Source organism: Dyella flagellata (assembly GCF_030160275.1).
Classification (GTDB): domain Bacteria; phylum Pseudomonadota; class Gammaproteobacteria; order Xanthomonadales; family Rhodanobacteraceae; genus Dyella_B; species Dyella_B flagellata.
Genome location: NZ_BSOA01000018.1, coordinates 19516 through 39336, shown reverse-complemented (window position 1 = coordinate 39336; position 19821 = coordinate 19516). Strand labels below are relative to the sequence as shown.

Annotated in this window: 16 protein-coding genes and 1 riboswitch; of the genes, 3 read left to right on the top strand and 13 right to left on the bottom strand. The window is 63.0% G+C overall.

What is annotated here, in order from left to right; translation table 11 throughout:
* Window positions 1-38 precede the first annotated feature (38 nt).
* The 9 genes from QQJ96_RS10475 to cobO are packed head-to-tail and all read right to left on the bottom strand — an operon-like array spanning window position 39 to window position 8110.
* A complete protein-coding gene (locus QQJ96_RS10475; protein WP_284332123.1) occupies window positions 39-764 on the bottom strand; it encodes an adenosylcobinamide-GDP ribazoletransferase in 726 nt (241 codons plus the stop codon).
* A complete protein-coding gene (locus QQJ96_RS10470; protein WP_284331942.1) occupies window positions 761-1312 on the bottom strand; it encodes a histidine phosphatase family protein in 552 nt (183 codons plus the stop codon). The genes QQJ96_RS10475 and QQJ96_RS10470 overlap by 4 nt, the downstream gene beginning before the upstream one ends.
* Complete coding sequence (cobT, locus tag QQJ96_RS10465; protein ID WP_284331941.1) at window positions 1302-2351, bottom strand: nicotinate-nucleotide--dimethylbenzimidazole phosphoribosyltransferase; 1050 nt, start codon at window positions 2349-2351, stop codon at window positions 1302-1304. Before cobT ends, QQJ96_RS10470 begins: the two co-directional genes overlap by 11 nt.
* Window positions 2348-2869, bottom strand: a complete 522-nt coding sequence (cobU, locus tag QQJ96_RS10460) for a bifunctional adenosylcobinamide kinase/adenosylcobinamide-phosphate guanylyltransferase (RefSeq protein ID WP_284331940.1) — start codon at window positions 2867-2869, stop codon at window positions 2348-2350. Before cobU ends, cobT begins: the two co-directional genes overlap by 4 nt.
* Window positions 2857-4329: a cobyric acid synthase gene (locus QQJ96_RS10455; RefSeq protein WP_284331939.1), complete on the bottom strand. Its 1473-nt coding sequence runs from the start codon at window positions 4327-4329 to the stop codon at window positions 2857-2859. The genes cobU and QQJ96_RS10455 overlap by 13 nt, the downstream gene beginning before the upstream one ends.
* Window positions 4326-5309 (bottom strand): threonine-phosphate decarboxylase CobD, encoded by a 984-nt coding sequence (gene cobD / locus QQJ96_RS10450; RefSeq protein ID WP_284331938.1) that lies wholly within the window; start codon window positions 5307-5309, stop codon window positions 4326-4328. Before cobD ends, QQJ96_RS10455 begins: the two co-directional genes overlap by 4 nt.
* Window positions 5302-6222 carry an adenosylcobinamide-phosphate synthase CbiB gene (gene cbiB, locus QQJ96_RS10445; protein ID WP_284331937.1) on the bottom strand — a complete coding sequence of 307 codons (921 nt, stop codon included), beginning with the start codon at window positions 6220-6222 and terminating at the stop codon, window positions 5302-5304. Before cbiB ends, cobD begins: the two co-directional genes overlap by 8 nt.
* Window positions 6219-7505 carry a cobyrinic acid a,c-diamide synthase CobB gene (locus tag QQJ96_RS10440; RefSeq protein ID WP_284331936.1) on the bottom strand — a complete coding sequence of 429 codons (1287 nt, stop codon included), beginning with the start codon at window positions 7503-7505 and terminating at the stop codon, window positions 6219-6221. The genes cbiB and QQJ96_RS10440 overlap by 4 nt, the downstream gene beginning before the upstream one ends.
* A gap of 2 nt (window positions 7506-7507) precedes the next feature.
* The gene (cobO, locus tag QQJ96_RS10435; protein ID WP_284332122.1) at window positions 7508-8110 is read right to left on the bottom strand and encodes a cob(I)yrinic acid a,c-diamide adenosyltransferase; all 603 of its coding nucleotides are present in this window, start codon (window positions 8108-8110) and stop codon (window positions 7508-7510) included.
* Between the two features lie 311 nt (window positions 8111-8421).
* Window positions 8422-8636, bottom strand: a riboswitch (cobalamin riboswitch).
* A gap of 248 nt (window positions 8637-8884) precedes the next feature.
* On the opposite strand from cobO, the gene QQJ96_RS10430 reads away from it, so the two are divergent.
* Window positions 8885-11389: a TonB-dependent receptor plug domain-containing protein gene (locus tag QQJ96_RS10430; RefSeq protein ID WP_284331935.1), complete on the top strand. Its 2505-nt coding sequence runs from the start codon at window positions 8885-8887 to the stop codon at window positions 11387-11389.
* A 219-nt stretch (window positions 11390-11608) separates the two neighbouring features.
* On the opposite strand, the gene clpB is transcribed toward QQJ96_RS10430, so the two are convergent.
* The 3 genes from clpB to rluD form a co-directional block, all read right to left on the bottom strand.
* A complete protein-coding gene (gene clpB / locus QQJ96_RS10425; RefSeq protein ID WP_284331934.1) occupies window positions 11609-14194 on the bottom strand; it encodes an ATP-dependent chaperone ClpB in 2586 nt (861 codons plus the stop codon).
* A 119-nt stretch (window positions 14195-14313) separates the two neighbouring features.
* Window positions 14314-15069, bottom strand: a complete 756-nt coding sequence (pgeF, locus tag QQJ96_RS10420; RefSeq protein ID WP_284331933.1) for a peptidoglycan editing factor PgeF — start codon at window positions 15067-15069, stop codon at window positions 14314-14316.
* A 106-nt stretch (window positions 15070-15175) separates the two neighbouring features.
* On the bottom strand, window positions 15176-16156 hold the full coding sequence (rluD, locus tag QQJ96_RS10415) for a 23S rRNA pseudouridine(1911/1915/1917) synthase RluD (protein ID WP_284331932.1): 981 nt from the start codon (window positions 16154-16156) through the stop codon (window positions 15176-15178).
* Between the two features lie 71 nt (window positions 16157-16227).
* Between rluD and QQJ96_RS10410 the strand changes: the two genes are divergently transcribed.
* On the top strand, window positions 16228-17088 hold the full coding sequence (locus QQJ96_RS10410) for an outer membrane protein assembly factor BamD (protein ID WP_284331931.1): 861 nt from the start codon (window positions 16228-16230) through the stop codon (window positions 17086-17088).
* A 124-nt stretch (window positions 17089-17212) separates the two neighbouring features.
* Here QQJ96_RS10410 and QQJ96_RS10405 read toward each other — a convergent pair whose 3' ends face one another.
* Window positions 17213-18850: an NAD+ synthase gene (locus tag QQJ96_RS10405; protein WP_284331930.1), complete on the bottom strand. Its 1638-nt coding sequence runs from the start codon at window positions 18848-18850 to the stop codon at window positions 17213-17215.
* Window positions 18851-19120: 270 nt separating this feature from the next.
* Between QQJ96_RS10405 and QQJ96_RS10400 the strand changes: the two genes are divergently transcribed.
* Window positions 19121-19807, top strand: a complete 687-nt coding sequence (locus tag QQJ96_RS10400; RefSeq protein ID WP_284331929.1) for a hypothetical protein — start codon at window positions 19121-19123, stop codon at window positions 19805-19807.
* Window positions 19808-19821 lie beyond the last annotated feature (14 nt).

Genomic DNA, 19821 nt, shown 5'->3' with positions numbered 1-19821 from the left:
ATGATTATCGGGACGGAAAGGCCGGTTTCAACGGCCCGTCAGCGTACGGCTAAACCTACCAGTAGCGCCACCTCCAGCATTTCCGCCAGCGCGCCGGCGGTGTCGCCGGTACAGCCGCCCAACCGGGTCAGGCAGGCTTGCCGCCAGATGCCGAACACCGCTGCTGCCAGTAAAAGTGCTAGCAAACCGCGGCCGCCGAACAGGGCACACCCTACTGCAGTAAGCAACAACGCGAGCCCACACGCCTGGCGAGGTGCGTCCGCCAAGGCCGTACCCAGGCCGCCGCTACGCACATAAGGAGTAGTGAGGAACAGCGCCGCAAGCCCGGCCCGTGCCAGCGTTGGCGCCAGCAATAGCGCCGCCCAGGGCGTCGGCCCCAGGCTGGCCAGGGCCGCGAATTTCAGCATCAGCGCCAGCACCAGGGCCACCACCCCGGCGGGGCCGGAGCGCGGATCCTTCATGATCGCCAGCGTCTTCTCCCGATCGCCCATGCCGCCGATCCATGCATCCGCGCTGTCAGCCAGTCCATCCAGGTGCAGCGCGCCAGTCAGCGCTACCCAGGCCGCAACCAGCAAGGCTGCCGAGAGCATGCTGGGCGTATCGCGCAGCAGCCACGCCAGCACACCCAACAGCAGGCCGATTAACACACCAACCAGCGGATACCAGGCCAGCGATGCCGCCTTGGTCCGCACATCGTCATACGCATGGACCGGCACCGGCAGCCGTGTAAGAAAGCCAATCGCCAGCAGCAGCGCGCGCATCAGGCGGATGCCACAACCGGCCAGGGCAAGGGATGCAACGACGCATGCGGGACCTCGATGCTGGCCATGTCGCCATAACTGCGCTGCTCGGCCCGGCAACGCAACAGGCGAATCGCGCCGCCGTGGGTGATGACCAGCATCCGTTGGTCCGCCGAATCCGCCGCGATGTCGTCAAGCGCCGCACTTAGGCGCTGATGAAATGCCGCAAAAGTTTCCGCACCGGGCGGCGGATATTGCACCGGGTCGGCCCAGAAGCGGGCCAGTGCATCGCCCTGTTCCTCGGCGATCTGCTCGATCGGCATGCCTTGCCAGTCGCCGAAGTGATATTCGGCAAGTCGTGCATCGAGACGCAACGGCAAGCCGCGTTCCCGCGACAGCTCGCCTGCGAATGCAGCACAGCGCTGCAGCGATGACGAAACGATGCCATCCCACTCATGCCCTACGACCGCCGCACGCAGTTGCGACCAGCCCAGCTCGCTCAAGCTGTCGTCAAGCTGGCCGCGATAGCTGCGTTGACCGGTATCGCCATGACGCAGCAAGTCAATCGACATTGGACACACCGGCCTGTTCGAAAGTCGCCATGCCGTTGTGCAAGGTGCAAGCAAGACGCAGCAAAGGCAGTGCAATCGCAGCGCCACTTGCTTCGCCCAGGCGCAAGCCCAGGTCGATCAGCGGCTCTGCTTGCAACGCCATCAACAAGCGGGCATGCCCGTGTTCTTTGGAGCGATGCGCGAACAGCAGCCAGGGACGTGCCTCCGGCTGGATCGCCACGGCCGCTATCGCGGCGGTCGTACTGATGAAGCCGTCGACCAGCACCGGAATGCCTGCTTGCGCCGCAGCCACGTAGGCACCGACCAGCGCAGCGATCTCGAACCCGCCAAGGCAGCGCAACTGCTCAACTGCGCTCTTCGCGGTGGAGTGCAGCACCAGCGCGCGTTCGATCACGCTGACCTTGTGCTTTATGCCTGCCGCATTGAGACCGGTGCCGGCGCCCGCCAGGCTCGATGGTGGCTCGTCGAGCAAAGCGCTCGCCAGTGCGGCGGCCGAGGTCGTATTGGCAATCCCCATGTCGCCACCGATAAAGAGCTGTACGCTTGCCTTGCTCGCCGCCCGCACACTTTGCGCACCGGCATCGAGCGCCGCATCCAACTGCGCCTCGGTCATCGCCGGCCCAACGCAAAAATTCGCCGTGGACGGCGCGATGATTGCGCGGCGCACACCCGGAATCTCGCCCGGGTCGTTCACCGTACCCAGGTTCACCACCTCCAGCTTGGCATCCAGGTTGCGCGCCAGCACGCTGATGGCTGCGCCGCCGGTGGCGAAATTGCGCACCATCTCGCCGGTCACGACTTGCGGGAAGGCGGAAACGCCTTCCTCCGCCACGCCATGATCGGCAGCGAACACGCTGATCCACACGCGATCCACTGCCGGCTGAGCCGTGCGCTGCAACGAGGCGAGCTGGATGGCCATCGCTTCCAGCTGGCCGAGCGAACCCGGGGGTTTGGTCAATTGCAGCTGATGCGCACGCGCGGCGTCGGCCAATTCGGTAGCAGGCTGGATACAGGGGGCGGAAAGCCAATCGAGACTCATGGCAAGGTTCCTTTGAGGGCAAGAGGTAAACCCGCGGCCACGAACACGACACGTTCGCAGACCGCGGCAATGGCTTGATGCAATCGGCCGGCTTCGTCGACGAAGCGCCGCGTCAACTCACCTAGCGGCACGATACCAAGACCGACTTCGTTGCTGACCAGCAGCAACTCGCCGGGCAAAGTGAGCAACGCTTCCAACAGAAGCACACGCTCGCGTGCAAAAGAGGACTCATCCGCAGGGCCGAGCAGATTGCTCAGCCATAGCGTAAGGCAGTCGACCAGGATGCAACGGTCCTCGCGCGCGTACTCGCGCAGCATGCCGGCAAGGTGAATTGGCTCCTCCACACACAGCCATTGATGCGGACGACGCGCGCGATGGTGCGCGATGCGCGCAGTCATTTCCGCATCACCGGCCTGGGCGGTGGCGACGTAGACGACTTCCCGCCCGCTGTCGACGGCCAGCCGCTCGGCCAGTGCGCTTTTGCCGGAACGGGCGCCACCAAGAATCAAGGTACGCATGCGGTCATTCCCAGCCATTGCTCCAGCAAAGTCGTCTGCATATGTGATTGGACCATATCCGCCAGGCGCTCGATGCTGGCTTCACGCAAAGCACGCACATCCAGTTTGGCGCCATGGCCTAAGCCCGCCCATTGCAGCAAAGCGGACAAAGCCTGCGGATCGTCGAACAAACCGTGCAGATAACTGCCCATTACCTGGCCATCCGCGGAGACCGCGCCATCGCTGCGTCCATCATCGAGGCGGGCGAATGGACTCGCCAGACCCGTGCCCAGGCTGGTGCCGCAATGGATTTCGTAACCCTGCACCTGTGCGTCAGCAAAGGCCAATCTACCCTGCACACGGCACAATTGCTTATCCGGCTGCAGCGTGGTTTCCAGTTCGAGCCAGCCCAGCCCCACGCTGGATCCGGGCTCGCCTTCGATGCCCAACGGATCGTGTACGGCATGTCCCAGCATCTGCAAGCCGCCGCAGATACCCAGCAGCTTGCCGCCATAGCGTAGGTGTCGCGTGATGGCTACATCCCAGCCTTGTGCGCGCAGCCAGGCCAGGTCGGCTCGCGTCGATTTGGAGCCGGGCAGAATGATGAGATCGCAAGCCGGCAGGAACTGGCCTGGGCCCACGAAATGCAGGTCGACATCAGGGTGCGCGCGCAAAGCGTCGAAATCGGTGTGATTGCTGATGCGTGGCAGGGCCGGCACCGCCACGCGTAACGAGGCCGCCGCTTTATCCGCGTGCGCCTGCGGTAACGCATCTTCGGCTTCCAGCTGCAAATCGTGCAGATAAGGCAGAACGCCCAGCACTGGCTTGCCGGTTTCCCGCTCAAGCCAGTCCAGCCCCGATTGCAGCAAGGCCGGATCGCCGCGAAAGCGGTTGATCACGAAACCGGCCACCCGCGCGCGCTCACTGGACGACAGCAAGGCCAGTGTGCCGACCAGATGAGCGAACACACCGCCGCGATCGATGTCGGCGACGAGGATCACTGGGCAATCGACGGCTTCGGCGTAGCCCATATTGGCGATGTCGCGATCGCGCAGATTGATTTCGGCGGGACTGCCCGCGCCTTCGACGATCACGGCATCATAGGCTTCGACCAGCCGCTCGTGCGATGCCATCACCGCCTCGAAGGCACGACGCTTGTAGTCGTGGTAATCGCGCGCATCCATGTTCGCCACCGGGCGACCATGCACGATCACCTGCGCGCCGACGTCGCTGTTCGGTTTCAGCAGCACGGGATTGAAATCGACCATCGGTTGCAGTCCGCATGCTTGTGCCTGGACTGCCTGCGCCCGGCCGATCTCTCCGCCGTCTATCGTTACCGCGGAATTCAAGGCCATGTTCTGTGGCTTGAACGGTGCAACACGCATACCTCGACGGTACGCCCATCGGCACAACGCCGTCACCAGCGTGCTCTTGCCGGCATCGGAGGTGCAGCCTTGTACCATCAGCACGCGTGCGCTCATCGCAGCACTTCCGCCAAAGCATGATCGAGACGCTCCAAAGCAGCCTCATCAGCTGGCAGTCCAAAGCGCAAGCTGAGTGGCCGGTCGAACAGACGGGTGAGAATGCCGCGTTCGGCGAGTGCGCGATGCATCTGCGTGGCATCGTCACGGCGACACCATTGAAACAGGCCGCAGCCCGCCGCAGGCGCCCAGCCATGCCGAGCAAGCAACGCGGCCAGGCGCTCGCTTGCCTGCAAAAGGCGAATGCGTGCTGGCGCCTGCCACTCGCGATCGGCCAGTGCCTGCCGCAACACATAACGGGTAGGCCCACTCAAGGTCCAGGGGCCTAGTTGCTCCTGTAATTGCTCAAGCAAGGCAGACGAAGCGCACACGAAGCCGGCACGCGCGCCAGCAAGACCAAAGAATTTGCCGGCCGAACGCAACACGATCAGGCCCGTGCGATCCGTATACGGACACAGGCTCTGCTGCGGCGTTACGTCCATGAAAGCCTCATCGACCACCAACCAGCCGCCGCGTGCCGCCAGCTCGGCATGCATCGACAGCAGTTGCTCCACCTCGAAGCGCTCGCCGCCGGGATTGTTCGGATGGATCAGTACCAGTACGTCCCAAGCGCCGATGCTCGTCAGCAATGTGTCGACTGCCTGGACCGTTACGTAATGACCTGCGCGTTGCCATGCATGCGCATGTTCGGCGTAGCCCGGCGCAATGATGCCTACGCGCGAAGTCGCCCGTAGTAGCGGCAACGCTTGAATGGCAGCTTGCGAACCGGCCACCGGCAATAAGTGTGGCGCTTCGTAATATGCGCGGGCCGCCTCGACCAGGTCATCCTCATCCTCGGGCAGACGCTGCCAGGCTGAGAGTGGAATAGCCGGCACCGGCCAGCCGTAGGGGCTGATGCCGGTCGACAAATCCAGCCAGTCGTCGAGGGGGATGCCGTACTCATGCGCCGCACGCCGCAGGCGGCCACCATGCTCAAGCATGCAGGCCTCCGCGTAGCACCAACCCCACCAACAATGTGACAGCGAGCCAGAGCAGCACACCCCGATGCAGCAAGCGCAGCGCGCGATCAATGGCATCGGCGTTCGCCGTGGCACCCTCGCCCAGTTCGGGCCGCGCCTCCCAAATACCTTGATACGGCGCCGCGCCACCAAGTTTCACCCTCAGCGCACCGGCGCCAGCCGCCATGACCGGCCCGGCATTGGGGCTGTCCCATTGCGGTGCCTGCGTGCGCCAGCAACGCAAAGCGCTGTCGAAGTTCCCGCACAAGGCATAGGTAAAAGCCGTAAGCCGTGCGGGGATGAAATTCAGCACGTCGTCGATACGCGCAGCGGCCCAACCAAAACGCTCGTAGCGTGCCGTGCGATAACCCCACATCGCGTCGAGCGTGTTGGCCAGACGGAAAAGCAGCGCGCCGGGCGCACCCAGCACAGCGAACCAGAACAGTGCGCCGAACACCGCATCGTTGCCGTTTTCAAGCACCGATTCGGTAGCCGCCGCGGCGACCTGGCTGGCACTCAATGGCGCCGTGTCACGACTGACCATCCGTCCCACTGCTTTGCGCGCGTCATCCAGTTTGCCCGCCGCGAGTGCATGCGCTACAGATTGCGCATGCTCATGCAGGCTGCGTAAACCTAGCGCCGCGTAGAGCACGATCACGTCTACGCAGCAGGCAAGCCATGCCGGCGAATGGCGCTGCAAGATCGTCAATAGCGCGACGCTTGGCAGCACGGCAAGCGACCATGCGAGTAAGCCGCTTGCACGCAGGTTCGCATGCAGATGCCGTTCGATCCAACTTGCCATGCGGCCAAACGCCACCAGCGGATGCGCGCGCCGCGGCTCGCCGAGCAGGCGATCCAGCACCGCGGCGGCAAGCATGGCCAAGGCTGCACTCATGGCAGGAACAATTGCAGTGCGGCCAGCGCATTGGAGGGAAAGTAGAAGTGCAAGAAACTGGCGGTAAGCCGCCGGTCGCGATAGACCGTTTCCTTGCACGGGCCATGGTTCGGGTTGAACGCATGCGTGAGCGGCGGGGCATCGATGGACGCCTGCGCGTAGTGAAACGTATGCCCGCGCAATTCGCCTTCCGGCAGGGCCGCGCCCTGCAGGCCCAAGGCTGCCAATCGCGACTGCATCGCCGCATGGCCTGACAGCAAGCCGGCCATGTTGGCGGCGTGACCATCCCGATCCGCCAGCGAGTCCAGCGCAAACAGCAAGCCACCGCATTCGGCGAGCATTGGCTTGCCGGCATCACGATGCGCGCGCAATGCGGCATGCAGATCATGCCGCTGCGACAGTGCTTGCAGATGCAATTCCGGATAGCCGCCGGGCAGCCATACAGCATCGCACTCAGGCAGCGCGTCGCCAGCCACAGGAGAGAAAAAGCGCAGCTCCGCGCCCGCTGCACGCAGCAAATCCAGGTTGGCCGGATAGACGAAGCAGAAGGCATCGTCGTGCGCTATCGCAATGCGTTTGCCTTGCAATAGCGCGGGTACTGCAGCGGCAGCCGGCGCTTCGAATGCGACGGGTGGCGGCAAGGCGGTCGCCGCGTGTTGGGCCCATGCATCGGCCAAGCCGTCGAGCCGCGTATCGAGGTCGGTCAGCTCGCCGGCCGAGACCAGGCCCAGATGGCGTTCCGGCAAAGCGAACTGGTCTTCCCGCGGCAGCGCCCCCAGCCAATGCAAAGAGGGCGGCAGGCTCTCCTGCAACAACTGCGCGTGATAAGCGCTGCCGATACGATTGGCCGCCACGCCATGCATCGACAAACCTTCGCGATACGTCGCCAGGCCCCAGGCGAGCGCACCGAAGGTTTGCGCCATCGCCGAGCCGTCGATCACTGCCAGCACCGGCAAGCCCAGTTGCTGTGCAAGATCCGCACTGGAAGGCGCACCATCGAACAAGCCCATCACGCCTTCCACCAGAATCAGGTCCGCATCCCCGGCAGCATCAAATAGACGCCGGCGCACATCCGTCTCGCCGCACATCCACAGATCAAGCTGGTAGGCCGGCGTACCGGCCGCACGTGCGAGCACCAGGGGATCGAGAAAATCCGGCCCGGTCTTGAACACACGCACGCGTCGCCCTTGTCGCACGTGCCAGCGCGCAAGCGCGGAAGTCACCGACGTCTTGCCCTGACCGGAGGCGGGCGCGGAAACCAGCAGGGCCGGACAATGGCGCACGCTCACAGCTCGATGCCCTGCTGCGCCTTGATGCCCGCATCGAAAGCGTGTTTCACCACGCGCATCTCGGTCACCGTATCGGCTACGGCGATCAGGCCTTCCGGTGCGCCGCGTCCAGTGATCACTACGTGCTGGCGCGGTGGGCGCGCAGCAACGGCTTCGAGCACCTGGTCGAGCTGCACATACTGCTTGACCAGCGCGATGTTCAGTTCGTCCAGCAGGACGAAGTCGTAAGCCGGGTCGGCCAGCATTCCCGCGGCGACTTTCCACGCGGATTGTGCAGCGGCGATGTCGCGCTCTCGATCCTGGGTTTCCCAGGTGAAGCCCTCGCCCATCACGTGGTAATCGAGCTGATCGCCGGCGAACTGGCGGAAAAAGGCTTCTTCACCGGTGGAGAAGGTGCCCTTGATGAACTGCACCACCCCGCACCGGAAGCCATGGCCCAGCGAACGCGCCAACATACCGAAACCTGAGGAACTCTTGCCCTTGCCGTTGCCGGTGTTCACCACCAGCACGCCGCGGTCGATGGTGGCACGCGCGATCTTGCGATCGACCAGCTCCTTCTTGCGCTGCATGCGTTCGCGATGGCGCTCTTCCGGTGTCATCTCATCGCGCGATGGTTGCTCGCTCATTTGGTTCCTCCGCATGCCATGGATCAGGCGTTACAAGCAAAAGGAGGAAGACCAAGACGGCACCGGCAAGACGTGACGGTCCCGACACGGGCCCTCCGCCGGTACGGTTGGGAGCCTGCTCACGGTCTCTGCATAGTCCGCGTTGTGTCTGAGAGGCCCTCTGGCGGCAGTGCGCGATGCAGCGCCAGACTGGCCGTCTGGTCCAGTCGCGCGCTGCCGCCAGAGGGCCTCCCAGGCGCAACCCTTTGGGCCGTTTACGGCGCGGGCTGTGCAGAGGCCGTGAGCAGGCTCTCCTGCTTGAGGCCGGTCTCCGGGCTTGCGAGCAAAGGAATGTCCTTTCTATCCACACCTTCCCATGCATCAGCACAGTGGTCGTTGTGGATCGTGATACTCGCCTACCGTTGCGGGGGCAGCTCCGGCATGACTGCACAGGCAGCGCACCGGATTCCCGTTTCAACCGCCGAAACTATCGACGGTCACCTCAGGCCGCCGCATCTTAGATCGTGCTCCCCAGCATGCCTAGGGCTGGCCCTACGGCGTAGGCTGGGATGGCAATCCCAGCTTTCCATGTCTCCAGATGGGATGCTGGGGTTGCCATGCCGGCCCGCAAATCGGTAACCATAGGTTCGGCATGGATATTTCCATTTGGCATGTTTTTCGTCCGATTGCTGATTGATGCCAGGGGGCATTGTCATTAATCTGCAATTGCTGCTTCGCAACAAACCAAGCCTAGGGGAACCCTCCGCCATGCATAACGGCAACAACCAGCCCTATCAGGGCGGGTCTCAGAAGAAACGCTCCGGCAAGAACGCCACCACCCTGCTCAGTGCCTCCCTCCTGCTTGCGCTCGCTTCCACGGCTGCGGCGCAAGACGCTTCACCAGGCAATACTGCTACTACCGATAAAGCAAAAAACCTGCAGGCCGTGATCGTGACCGGCACGCGAGCACAGAACCGCACCGATAGCACCTCGTTGTCGCCGATCGACGTGGTCCCTGCCTCCGCGCTGCAAAGCACCGGCACCAACGAACTCTCCACCGCGCTGGCGCGCCTGATTCCTTCGCTGAATTTCCCGCGCCCCGCAGCCACCGACGCAACCGACGCGCAACGTCCCGCGCAGCTGCGCGGCCTGGCACCGGACCAAGTACTGGTGCTGGTCAATGGCAAGCGCTGGCACAGCGGCGCGATGGTGAACGTAAACGGCACCATTGGCCGCGGTTCGGCCGCCGTCGACCTCAACACCATTCCGCTAGCCGCCATCGACCACATCGAAGTGTTGCGCGATGGCGCATCCGCGCAATATGGCTCCGATGCCATCGCCGGTGTGATCAACATCATCTTGAAGCATGGCGCACAAGGCGGCTCGGTCGAGCTGGACGGCGGCCGCTACCAGCGTGGCGGCGGCAAGCAATGGGAAGGCTCGGCCAACTTCGGCATTCCCCTGAACGGCGACAAGGGCTGGCTGCGCATTGCCCTCGACAGCGGGCACCAGGATCCGACCAATCACGGCGGCGCCGACGTCCGCTATCCGCAACTGGGCGAGAAGCAAGTGTTTGGCGATCCGGCGGTAAGCCAGCACAACATCTTCCTGAACTCGCAGTACGACATCACCAGCAACATCCAGTTCTACGCGTTCGGCAGCTACCGCACGCGCACTGCCGATTCTGATGAGCTGTACCGCAATCCGTTCGGCTATCCCTCATCGGTGAAATCGTCGCTCCGCGCGCTCTATCCGGAAGGCTATCAGCCGCTGTTGCAGCCGCGCAGCACCGACCGGTCGTTGGTCGCCGGCGTGCGAGGCACCACCAGCGGCGGCTGGCGCTGGGATGTCAGCGCCAACTACGGCGGCAACCGTGTATCGCTGGATACCATCCACACCGCCAACTACGCTTACCTGCATGACTTCGGCTATACGCCGGACCGCTTCTTCGACGGCATCGTCTCGTCCGCGCAGCAATTGGCGGATATCGACATCGCCAAGGATTTCAACCTGAGCTGGTTGCCGAACCCGGTGACGCTCGCCTTCGGCGGCGAGTACCAACGCGATACTTACCGGATCAGCGCAGGCGATCCGAGTTCCTACTACGTGGGCAACTCCGGCGTGGGCGGTGGCGCCCAGGGCTTCAGTGGCTACAGCCCGGTGAACACCGGCTCGTGGAGCCGCAGTGATGTCGCCCAATACGTGAGCCTGGAAACCAACCTCACAGACAAGCTTGGCACTTCGTTCGCCGTGCGCCATGAGCATTACAACGATTTCGGCAACACGGTGTCGGGCGCCCTGGCGGGACGTTATGACTTCACCGATCGCTTTGCGCTGCGCGCCAGCGTATCGAGCGGCTTTCGCGCACCGTCGCTGGCCCAAGAGGACTATTCCCAGATCGGCTCGCTGTATCTGACGCCGAGCAGCGCCGGTCCAGGCGTGACGCCCGGCATTTACCAGACCGGCCTGCTTCCGGTCGGCAATCCGGTAGCGCAATTGCTGGGTGCGCAGGCGTTGCGGCCGGAGCGCTCGCACAACTACACCGTGGGCGCGGTATTCAATCCGATCGATCCGCTGACGCTGACCTTCGACCTGTATCAGATCAACGTCTACCACCGGATCGTGCTTTCCAGCACCCTCAGCGGCCTGAACCAGCCGGCGATCGTGGCTTACCTGGCCGCCAACGGCGTCACCAACGTGGCCTTCAGCTCGGCGCAGTACTTCACCAACGCGGTGGATACGCGCACGCAAGGCGGCGACCTGGTTGCCAGCTTCCGCTCCAACTTCGGCCATGCCGGCGTGCTGGACAGCACTCTGAGCTACAACTACAACCGCACACAGGTCACGCACGTGGCGGCCAATCCCGCGCAATTGGACGCGTTGGGGCTTCAACTTCAGCGCGTGACCTATCGCGACATCAAAGGCCTGCTGGCCAACTCCACACCGCGCAGCAAGTTGATTCTCAACGAGAACTACACGCTGGGCCATTGGGTGTTCAACGGCAACCTCACGCGCTACGGCAACTTTACGTCCTACAGCAACAGCTCGTACCTGCTCAATCAAACCTATAGTCCGCAGTGGGTGCTGGACCTGGCCGGCAGCTACAACCTGGACGACTGGACCTTTACGCTGGGCGTGGACAACGCCACCAACAGCTATCCGGACAAGACTATTGCCGCGAACAACGTCAACGGCACCATTCCTTACTCAAATTTTTCACCCACGGGCTTCAATGGGCGCTACTATTACACCAAAGTGATCTATCACTGGTGATTCAACAAGCCCACTGCCAAGCACTTGTGCGATGTGCGCACACAAAAATCCCGGCCTCGCGCCGGGATTTTTTTCGCGAGCATCCTGCGAGCCGTCATTCCCGCGCACGCGGGAACCCATCTTCGCCTTTGCATCGGAGCAAATGGATTCCCGCGTTCGCGGGAATGACGGCCTTGGGGCCCCTACCCTCCAGGGAAGGGTAAGGCGGACATTGACTCATCAGGCGTGCTTGTGGAAAACCAGATGCCCGCCTTCCGCGCCTACTGCAATCGTATCGCCCGCTGCGAAGCGTCCTTCCAGGATCTCCCTGGCCAGCGGATTTTCCAGCTGCTGCTGGATCGCACGCTTGAGCGGGCGAGCACCGTATACCGGGTCGTAGCCGACGTTGCCCAGCAGATCGAGCGCCTTGTCGTCGATCTCCAGCTTGAGCTGGCGCTCGCCCAGGCGCTTCTCCAGGTAGGTGAGCTGGATCAGCGCGATCTTGCGGATCTGCTTCTTTTCCAGCGGGCGGAACACCACCAGCTCATCCAGGCGATTGATGAATTCCGGCCGGAAATGCGCCTGCACCACGCCGAGCACCCCGGCTTTCATCTGCAGGTAGTCCGCCTCGCTATCGCCCGCGTTCTCCTGGATCAGCTGCGATCCCAGGTTGGAGGTCATCACGATCACCGTGTTGCGGAAATCCACGGTGCGGCCCTGGCCATCGGTAAGGCGGCCATCGTCCAGCACCTGCAACAGTACGTTGAACACATCCGGATGCGCTTTCTCCACTTCGTCCAGCAGAATCACGCTGTAGGGGCGGCGGCGCACCGCTTCGGTGAGGTAGCCGCCCTCCTCGTAGCCGACGTAACCCGGTGGCGCGCCAATCAGGCGAGCCACCGAATGCTTCTCCATGAACTCGCTCATGTCGATGCGCACCATCGCCTCCTGCGTGTCGAACAGGAACTCGGCCAGCGCCTTGCATAGCTCCGTCTTGCCCACGCCGGTGGGCCCAAGGAACAGGAACGAGCCGTACGGACGATTCGGATCGGACAAGCCGGCGCGCGCACGACGGATAGCATCGGATACCGCACGCACGGCTTCATCCTGGCCTACCACGCGCTGGTGCAGCGATTGCTCCATGTGCAACAGCTTGTCGCGCTCGCCTTCGAGCATCTTGCTGACCGGAATGCCCGTCCAGCGCGAGACGACTTCGGCCACTTCCTCTTCCGTCACGCGGTCCTGCACCAGCTTGAATTCCTGCTTCTCGGCGGCTTGCGCCGCGGCCAGCTGCTTTTCCAGTTCCGGCAAGCGGCCGTACTGGATTTCGCTCATCTTGGCGTAGTCTTGCCGGCGCTGCGCCGCTTCGAGTTCCACCCGCGCGTGCTCGATCTGCTCCTTCACCTTGGTGGCGCCCTGCAGCGCGGCCTTTTCCGACTTCCACACTTCGTTAAGGTCGGAGAATTCGCGCTCCAGCTTCTCGATATCGTTATCCAGATCCGCCAGACGCTTCTTGGACGCCTCGTCGGTTTCCTTCTTCAGCATTTCACGCTGGATCTTCAGTTGGATCAGGCGGCGTTCCAGGCGATCGAGCTCCTCCGGCTTGGAGTCGATTTCCATGCGAATGCGCGAGGCCGCCTCGTCGATCAGGTCGATGGCCTTGTCCGGCAACTGGCGATCGGTGATATAGCGGTTCGACAGGGTAGCCGCGGCGACGATGGCCGGATCGGTGATCTCCACGCCATGGTGCATGGCGTAGCGTTCCTTCAAGCCACGCAGGATCGCGATGGTGTCCTCCACGTTCGGCTCGCCCACATACACCTTCTGGAAGCGGCGCTCCAGCGCAGCATCCTTCTCGATGTATTTGCGGTATTCGTCCAGCGTGGTCGCACCAATGCAATGCAGTTCGCCACGCGCCAGCGCGGGCTTGAGCATATTGCCCGCATCCATCGCGCCCTCCGCCTTGCCGGCGCCGACCATCGTGTGCAACTCGTCGATGAACAGGATGATCTGGCCTTCGTTCTTGGCCAGGTCATTGAGTACCGCTTTCAGGCGCTCCTCGAACTCGCCGCGGAATTTGGCGCCGGCAATCAGCGCGCCCATGTCGAGCGAGAGCACACGCTTGTCGCGCAGGCCCTCGGGCACTTCATTCTTGATGATGCGCTGGGCCAGGCCTTCGACGATCGCGGTCTTGCCCACGCCGGGCTCGCCGATCAGCACGGGGTTGTTCTTGGTGCGACGCTGCAACACCTGGATCACGCGGCGGATTTCCTCGTCGCGGCCGATCACCGGGTCGAGCTTGCCGCTTTCGGCACGCGCGGTGAGGTCGATGCAGTATTTCTCCAGCGCCTGGCGCTGGTCTTCGGCGTTCTCGCTCTGCACCTTTTCGCCGCCGCGCAGCTTGTCGATGGCCGCTTCCAGGTTCGCCTTGGTGGCACCGGCCGCCTTCAAGGCCGCGCCCAGCTCACCCTTGTCCTCCAGCGACGCCAGCACGAACAGCTCGCTGGCAATGAACTGGTCGCCGCGTTGCTGCGCCAGCTTGTCGGTGAGGTTGAGCAAGCGCGTCAGCTCGTTGCCGGCGTGAATGTTGCCTTCCTGTCCGCTGACCTTGGGCAGCCGATCGAGAAGTTCGAATACCCGCTGGCGGAATGCCGGCACGTTGACGTGCGCCTGGGTAAGCAGAGGCGCGGTCGAGCCACCCTGCTGTTCGAGCAGGGCGGCCATGACGTGCGCCGGCTCCAGCATGTTGTGATCGCGTCCCACCGCCAACGATTGCGCATCGGCCAGTGCCTGCTGGAAACGCGAAGTGAGTTTGTCCATTCGCATTGAAAGTATCCCCAAAAAGGTTTTGGCGGACGTGCCGCCACTGCCCGCAAAGATGCGGACATGGCTTGGCTATTCAAGCTTTGCAGGGCTTGGCATTAAGCCAAGGTGTAAATCCCGCGCTACGGCTGCAGCCAGATCAGGCTCGCGAACCGCCCGCTGCGCGCACCTTCGCGCCGGTAGGAATAAAAGCGTTCATCGGTGCGGGTATCGAAACCACCGCCATGAATCCGGGTGACGCCGGCGGCGGCAAGACGCTGCCGGGCCAGGGCGGTCAAATCACACGTCCAATGGCCAGGACGGGTCGGCGCGAAGGCCGATGTCGCAGCGTCATCGTGATGAAGAAAGGCCTTGCGCACTTCTTCACCCACCTCATAGGAAGCACTGCCAATGCAAGGCCCTAGCCAGGCCAGCAGAGTGGCCGCCGGCCGCTGCAATTGCGCGATCGTCTCTTCCAGCACTCCGGCAGCCAGCCCGCGCCAGCCGGCGTGAGCCACGCCAATGCTGGCACCGTCTTCGGTGCAGAACAGCACCGGCAGGCAATCGGCCGTGAGAATGGCCAGCACGGTACCGGGCAGATGCGAAACGGCGGCATCCGCCTCCGGTTCGTGCGGACTTGCCAGAGGACCAAGCTCCGCGACAGTGACACCATGCACCTGCCGCAGCCAGCGCGGTTCGGCCGGCAATGCCAGCGACTGACGCAATGCGCTGCGATTGCTGCGCACGCTCTGCTCATCTTCGCCGCTGCGCAAACCGAGGTTGAAACGCCCAAAGGGTGGCTGCGAAACCCCGGGGCCGTCACGCGTGGACACCGCCGTATGCACGCCACGCGGGGCGGGCCAATCCGGGAAGACCCAGGTATCGCTGGCCGGCAGCATCACGAATCCGCCCTATGACATGAATACACCGACACGCCATCCACCCACATGAAAGAGAGTAATCGCCATCGTAGGCTGGGATTGGCATCCCAGCCTACATGCTTAATCACCGCGAACTCCATTCTTGCGCCGCTGTATCGGCATGCAGCGTTTGCACCAGCGCATCCATGTCTGCCGGACGGGCAGCGCAAAAACTTACTCGCTCGCCACCCATCGGATGCTCGAACGACAAACGCTCCGCATGCAACGCCTGCCTGCGGAAGCCACGCAACGCGGTCACCAGCTCCGGCGTAGCGCCCTTGGGCAGCCTCAAGCTGCCTCCGTACAACGAATCGCCCACCAAGGGATGTCCGATATGCGCCAGGTGCACGCGGATCTGGTGGGTGCGTCCGGTTTCCAGATTGCACTGGATCAGCGTATGGGCGCGAAAGCGCTCGCGCAGGCGGTAGTGCGTGACGGCGTGCTTGCCATCCTCTTCATCGCGCACGGCTTGACGCAAGCGGTCACTGTGGTGGCGGCCGATCGGGGCGTCGACGGTGCCGCCGGCGATCAAGGCCCCCAGCACGATGGCTTCGTACTGGCGCTCGACTTCGTGGCGGGACAGCATGTCGACCAGGGCGGTGTGCGCCGCCAAGGTCTTGGCCACCACCATCAGGCCGGAGGTGTCCTTGTCCAGCCGGTGCACGATGCCGGCGCGCGGCAGCTCGGCCAGCTTCGGGTCGTGGTGGAGCAGCGCATTGAGCAGGGTACCGGCCGGGTTGCCGGCGCCGGGATGCACCACCAGGCCGACCGGCTTGTTCAGCACCAGCAAGTGCTCGTCCTCGTGGACGAGGTCCAGCTCGATGGCCTCCGGGGCACTGGAGACCTCGATTTCCAGTTCCGCCTCCAGCCGTACCTGCTCGCCGCCCTTGAGCAATTGGCGCGGCACGGCCGGGGCGCCGTCCAGTATTACCGCACCGGACTTGATCCACGCGGTGAGGCGCGAACGGGAGTAGTCCGGGAACATCTCAGCCAAAGCCTGGTCGAACCTGCGGCCTGCGGCGGACAGGGGTACGACCGCCTCGTGACGGATGATGGAGCCGGTCATCCCTGAACCCCCGGGCGGGTGCCGGTTTCGGCTATGATCCCTTTTCGGTCAAACATCTGAACCTCTAACTCATGCGCGTAACCAAGCTGCCGGTCGCCCCGACAACTATCCTTAAAGCCTTGATCGTGCTCGTCCTGGCACTGACGATGAGCGGCTGCTCGTGGTTCCATCGCGGCGGCGATCCGCTCGATACCTTGCCGCTGCCGCAGCTTTACTCCAAGGCCCATAACGATCTGATCCATGGCGACTACTCGGCGGCCGAGAAAGCGTACCAGCGTCTGATCGCCCGTTTCCCGTCCGGCCCGTTCAATGAGCAGGCCCAGCTGGAACTGGCTTACGCGCAGTACAAGAACAACAAGCCCGACGACGCCTATTCCACGGTCAACCGCTTCATCAAGGCGAACCCGCTCAATCCACATGTGGATTATGCCTATTACTTGCGCGGTCTGATCAACTTCGACCGCACGGCCGGCCTCATCGAGCGCACCTTCACCAGCCAGGAAATCGGCAAGCAGACGCGCCGCGACCAGGGCTACAACCTGAAGTCGTTCGACGATTTCGCCGAACTGAGCCGCCGTTTCCCCGATAGCGCCTACGCGGCGGACGCACGCCAGCGCATGATCTACCTGCGCAACGTGCTGGCGCAGTACGAAATCAACGTGGCCAAGTTCTACCTGCGCAACAAGGCGTACGTGGCCTCGGCCGATCGCGCACAGTACGTGATCGAGCACTACCAGGAATCGCCGGAGACCGGCGATGCCCTGGCGATCCTGTGCCGCAGCTATCTGGCGCTGAACCAGAAACAGCAGGCCGACCAGGTGCGCCAGGTGCTCACGCTCAACTATCCGGATCATCCGTACCTGAAGGATGCGCACTGGCCGCATTCGCCCTCGCTCCTGCGCAAGATGATTCCGTTCTCGGGTCACTACTGAGCAAGCGCCCTTCGCAAACAAAAGCCGGTGCGCGAAAAGCCACCGGCTTTTTTTGTGGGCTGGGATGGCAATCCCGTGCAAAAGCAGCTGGGATTGCCATCCCAGCCTACCTGTCCGACCTACATTATTTCCAACCCGAGGTAATGGGATAGCGTCGCTCGCGGCCAAACGCACGCGTCGTCACGCGCGGTCCAGGCGCCGACTGGCGCCGCTTGAACTCGTTGACCAGCACCAGCCGTACCACGCGATGCACAGTGTTTTCGTCGAAACCCGCGGCAATGATCTCCGCTTGCGATTGCTCCTGTTCGATGAAGCGGGCCAGGATCGCGTCCAGTTCGTCGTACGGCGGCAAGGAATCCTGGTCGGTCTGGTTTTCGCGCAGCTCGGCCGAAGGCGGCCGCTCGATCACCGCCGGTGGAATGAACCACGCGTCCGCCCCGTGCCTGCGCTGCTCGGCCAGATTGCGCCAGCGCGACAGCCGGTAGACCTCGGTCTTGTAGACATCCTTCAGCGGCGCATACGCCCCGCACATGTCGCCATATAGCGTGGCATAGCCCACCGCCATTTCGCTCTTGTTGCCGGTAGCCAGCAGCAGGCGGCTGTGTTTATTGGAAAGCGCCATCAGCGTCACCCCGCGGGTGCGCGACTGCAGGTTTTCTTCCGTGACATCCGCTTTCTTGCCCGCGAACACCGGCGTCAGCTGGGCCATGAAAGCCTCATACATCGGCTCGATGCTGATCACGTGATAGTCCACGCCCAGCCGCTCCGTCTGTCCGCGCGCACCCTCCAGCGAGAGCTGCGAGGTGTAGCGCATCGGCATCATGACTGCCGTCACGCGATCGGCGCCCAGCGCATCCACCGCCAGCGCCAAGGTAAGCGCCGAATCGATGCCGCCGGAAAGACCCAGCAATACGCCACCGAAGCCATTCTTGTCGATGTAGTCGCGAAGGCCGCGCACGAGTGCGGCGTAAAGCGTGGCCTCGTGCGAGGTGTCCTCGACCGTAGGCCAATCGAGGGCACGCAGGGTGCGGCTGGAAGCGTCGAATTCCGCCCACAGCAGCGCATCGACGAATGACGGTGCCCGTGCGGCGACACTGCCGTCGCCATTCACCAGTATGGTACCTCCGTCGTACACGACCTCATCCTGCCCACCGATCAGGTTGAGATAGATCAGTGCACAACCCGTTTCCTTTGCACGCGCCACCAGCACTTCTTCGCGTGCCGCCTGTTTGGCGTCATCCCAGGGCGAGGCATTGATCACCACGATCAGTTCCGCACCCGCGGCAGCGGCCGCCGCGGCCGGTTCGGCCTGCCAGACATCCTCGCAGACGATATAGCCCACGCGCACACCATCGATCACCGTTACCGCGCTAGTGCGGCCGGGACGGAAATAGCGCTTGTCGTCGAACACGCCATAATTAGGCAGGATCTGCTTGTGCGTGATCTGTGCTATCTCGCCGCCACGTAGCAGCGCCGCGGCGTTGTATACCTCACCCAGGCTGTGCGGAAACCCCACGATCGCGGCCAGCCCGTTGGTGCCGGCGGCGAGCCCCTGAATAGCGTCCTGGCATGCGGCGAGAAAGCTGGGGCGCAGCAACAGATCTTCCGGCGGATAGCCGCTGATCGTCAGCTCGGGAAACACCGCCAGCGACGCTCCCCCTTCGCTAGCGCGCGCCATCAAGTCGCGCACCTTGGCGGTATTGGCGGCGACGGCGCCGACGGGAAAATCGTATTGGGCCAGCGCCAGACGAAGAACGGCCATGTGTTGCTTATCCAGGTTCAACTGGCGCTATATGGTAATGGATGAGCTGAGGAACAAGGGCACCGGCGTAACGCGATGAGTAGGCTGGGATGACAATCCCAGCAGCATACTCGCCGAGCTGGGATTGTCATCCCAGCCTACATGCCCCCCTTCGCGGAACGAAAAGGTGGCATCGTCGAGGCGTCCGCCTACACCTGGATTGGATCTTGCCCATGGAGCACAAGCCTCACCCAATGACACGCTAAACCCCGCAGTCAGTGGGGAGAGGCTATGCAACATAAGCGCCGGGAATTACCCATAAAGCTTGATCTCTTCGTAACGCTGACGCGGGCGGCAGGCAGGATCTTCAGTGTTTTTCTTAAATCATGGCAAAAGCATCAACCGCCCCAAGGCGGCTTCACTTCCGGCGATGGCCCCGAATACCAGGCATTTGCGTACGTTCTTTGGTTCTCGGTCCTGGTAGAAATTCCCTTCATGTTTTTTTTGGCCAACATCGTTCCAACACTGGCCGATCACCGCGTTCTGATTGAAAGCGGGCTCGCTTTTTTGTCGATTTCCGCGCTGATCGCTTTTCGTGCCGACAGGTATGCCATTGCGCAAACCTCCCACAGCATTACTTCTGACGGCCTGCACTTGGTTCTTGGCATGAGAATGGAAGGGCGGGTTCCCTTCAATGCCATTCACTCCATTGAACGCATTCCTTACGGTGCCTGGCGAAGCCTTTCGCGCCCGTGGCAGTCATCCGGACTTGTGGTTGCCAAAATGTCGCCGCTGGACAAACCCAATGTCGCTCTGCGCGTAGCTCCGGGCGCGGTCGAGCTTCATAAAATGAATGGCAGCACGCTGTACCCAGACATCATCGGGCTTTATCTGGACGATGGCGATGCCTTCATTCGTGAAGTACGCGCAAGGTTTTCGCTTTCGACAAGCCTTGAGCCGCAGTCTAACCGGACATAAAAAAGGGCCGCATC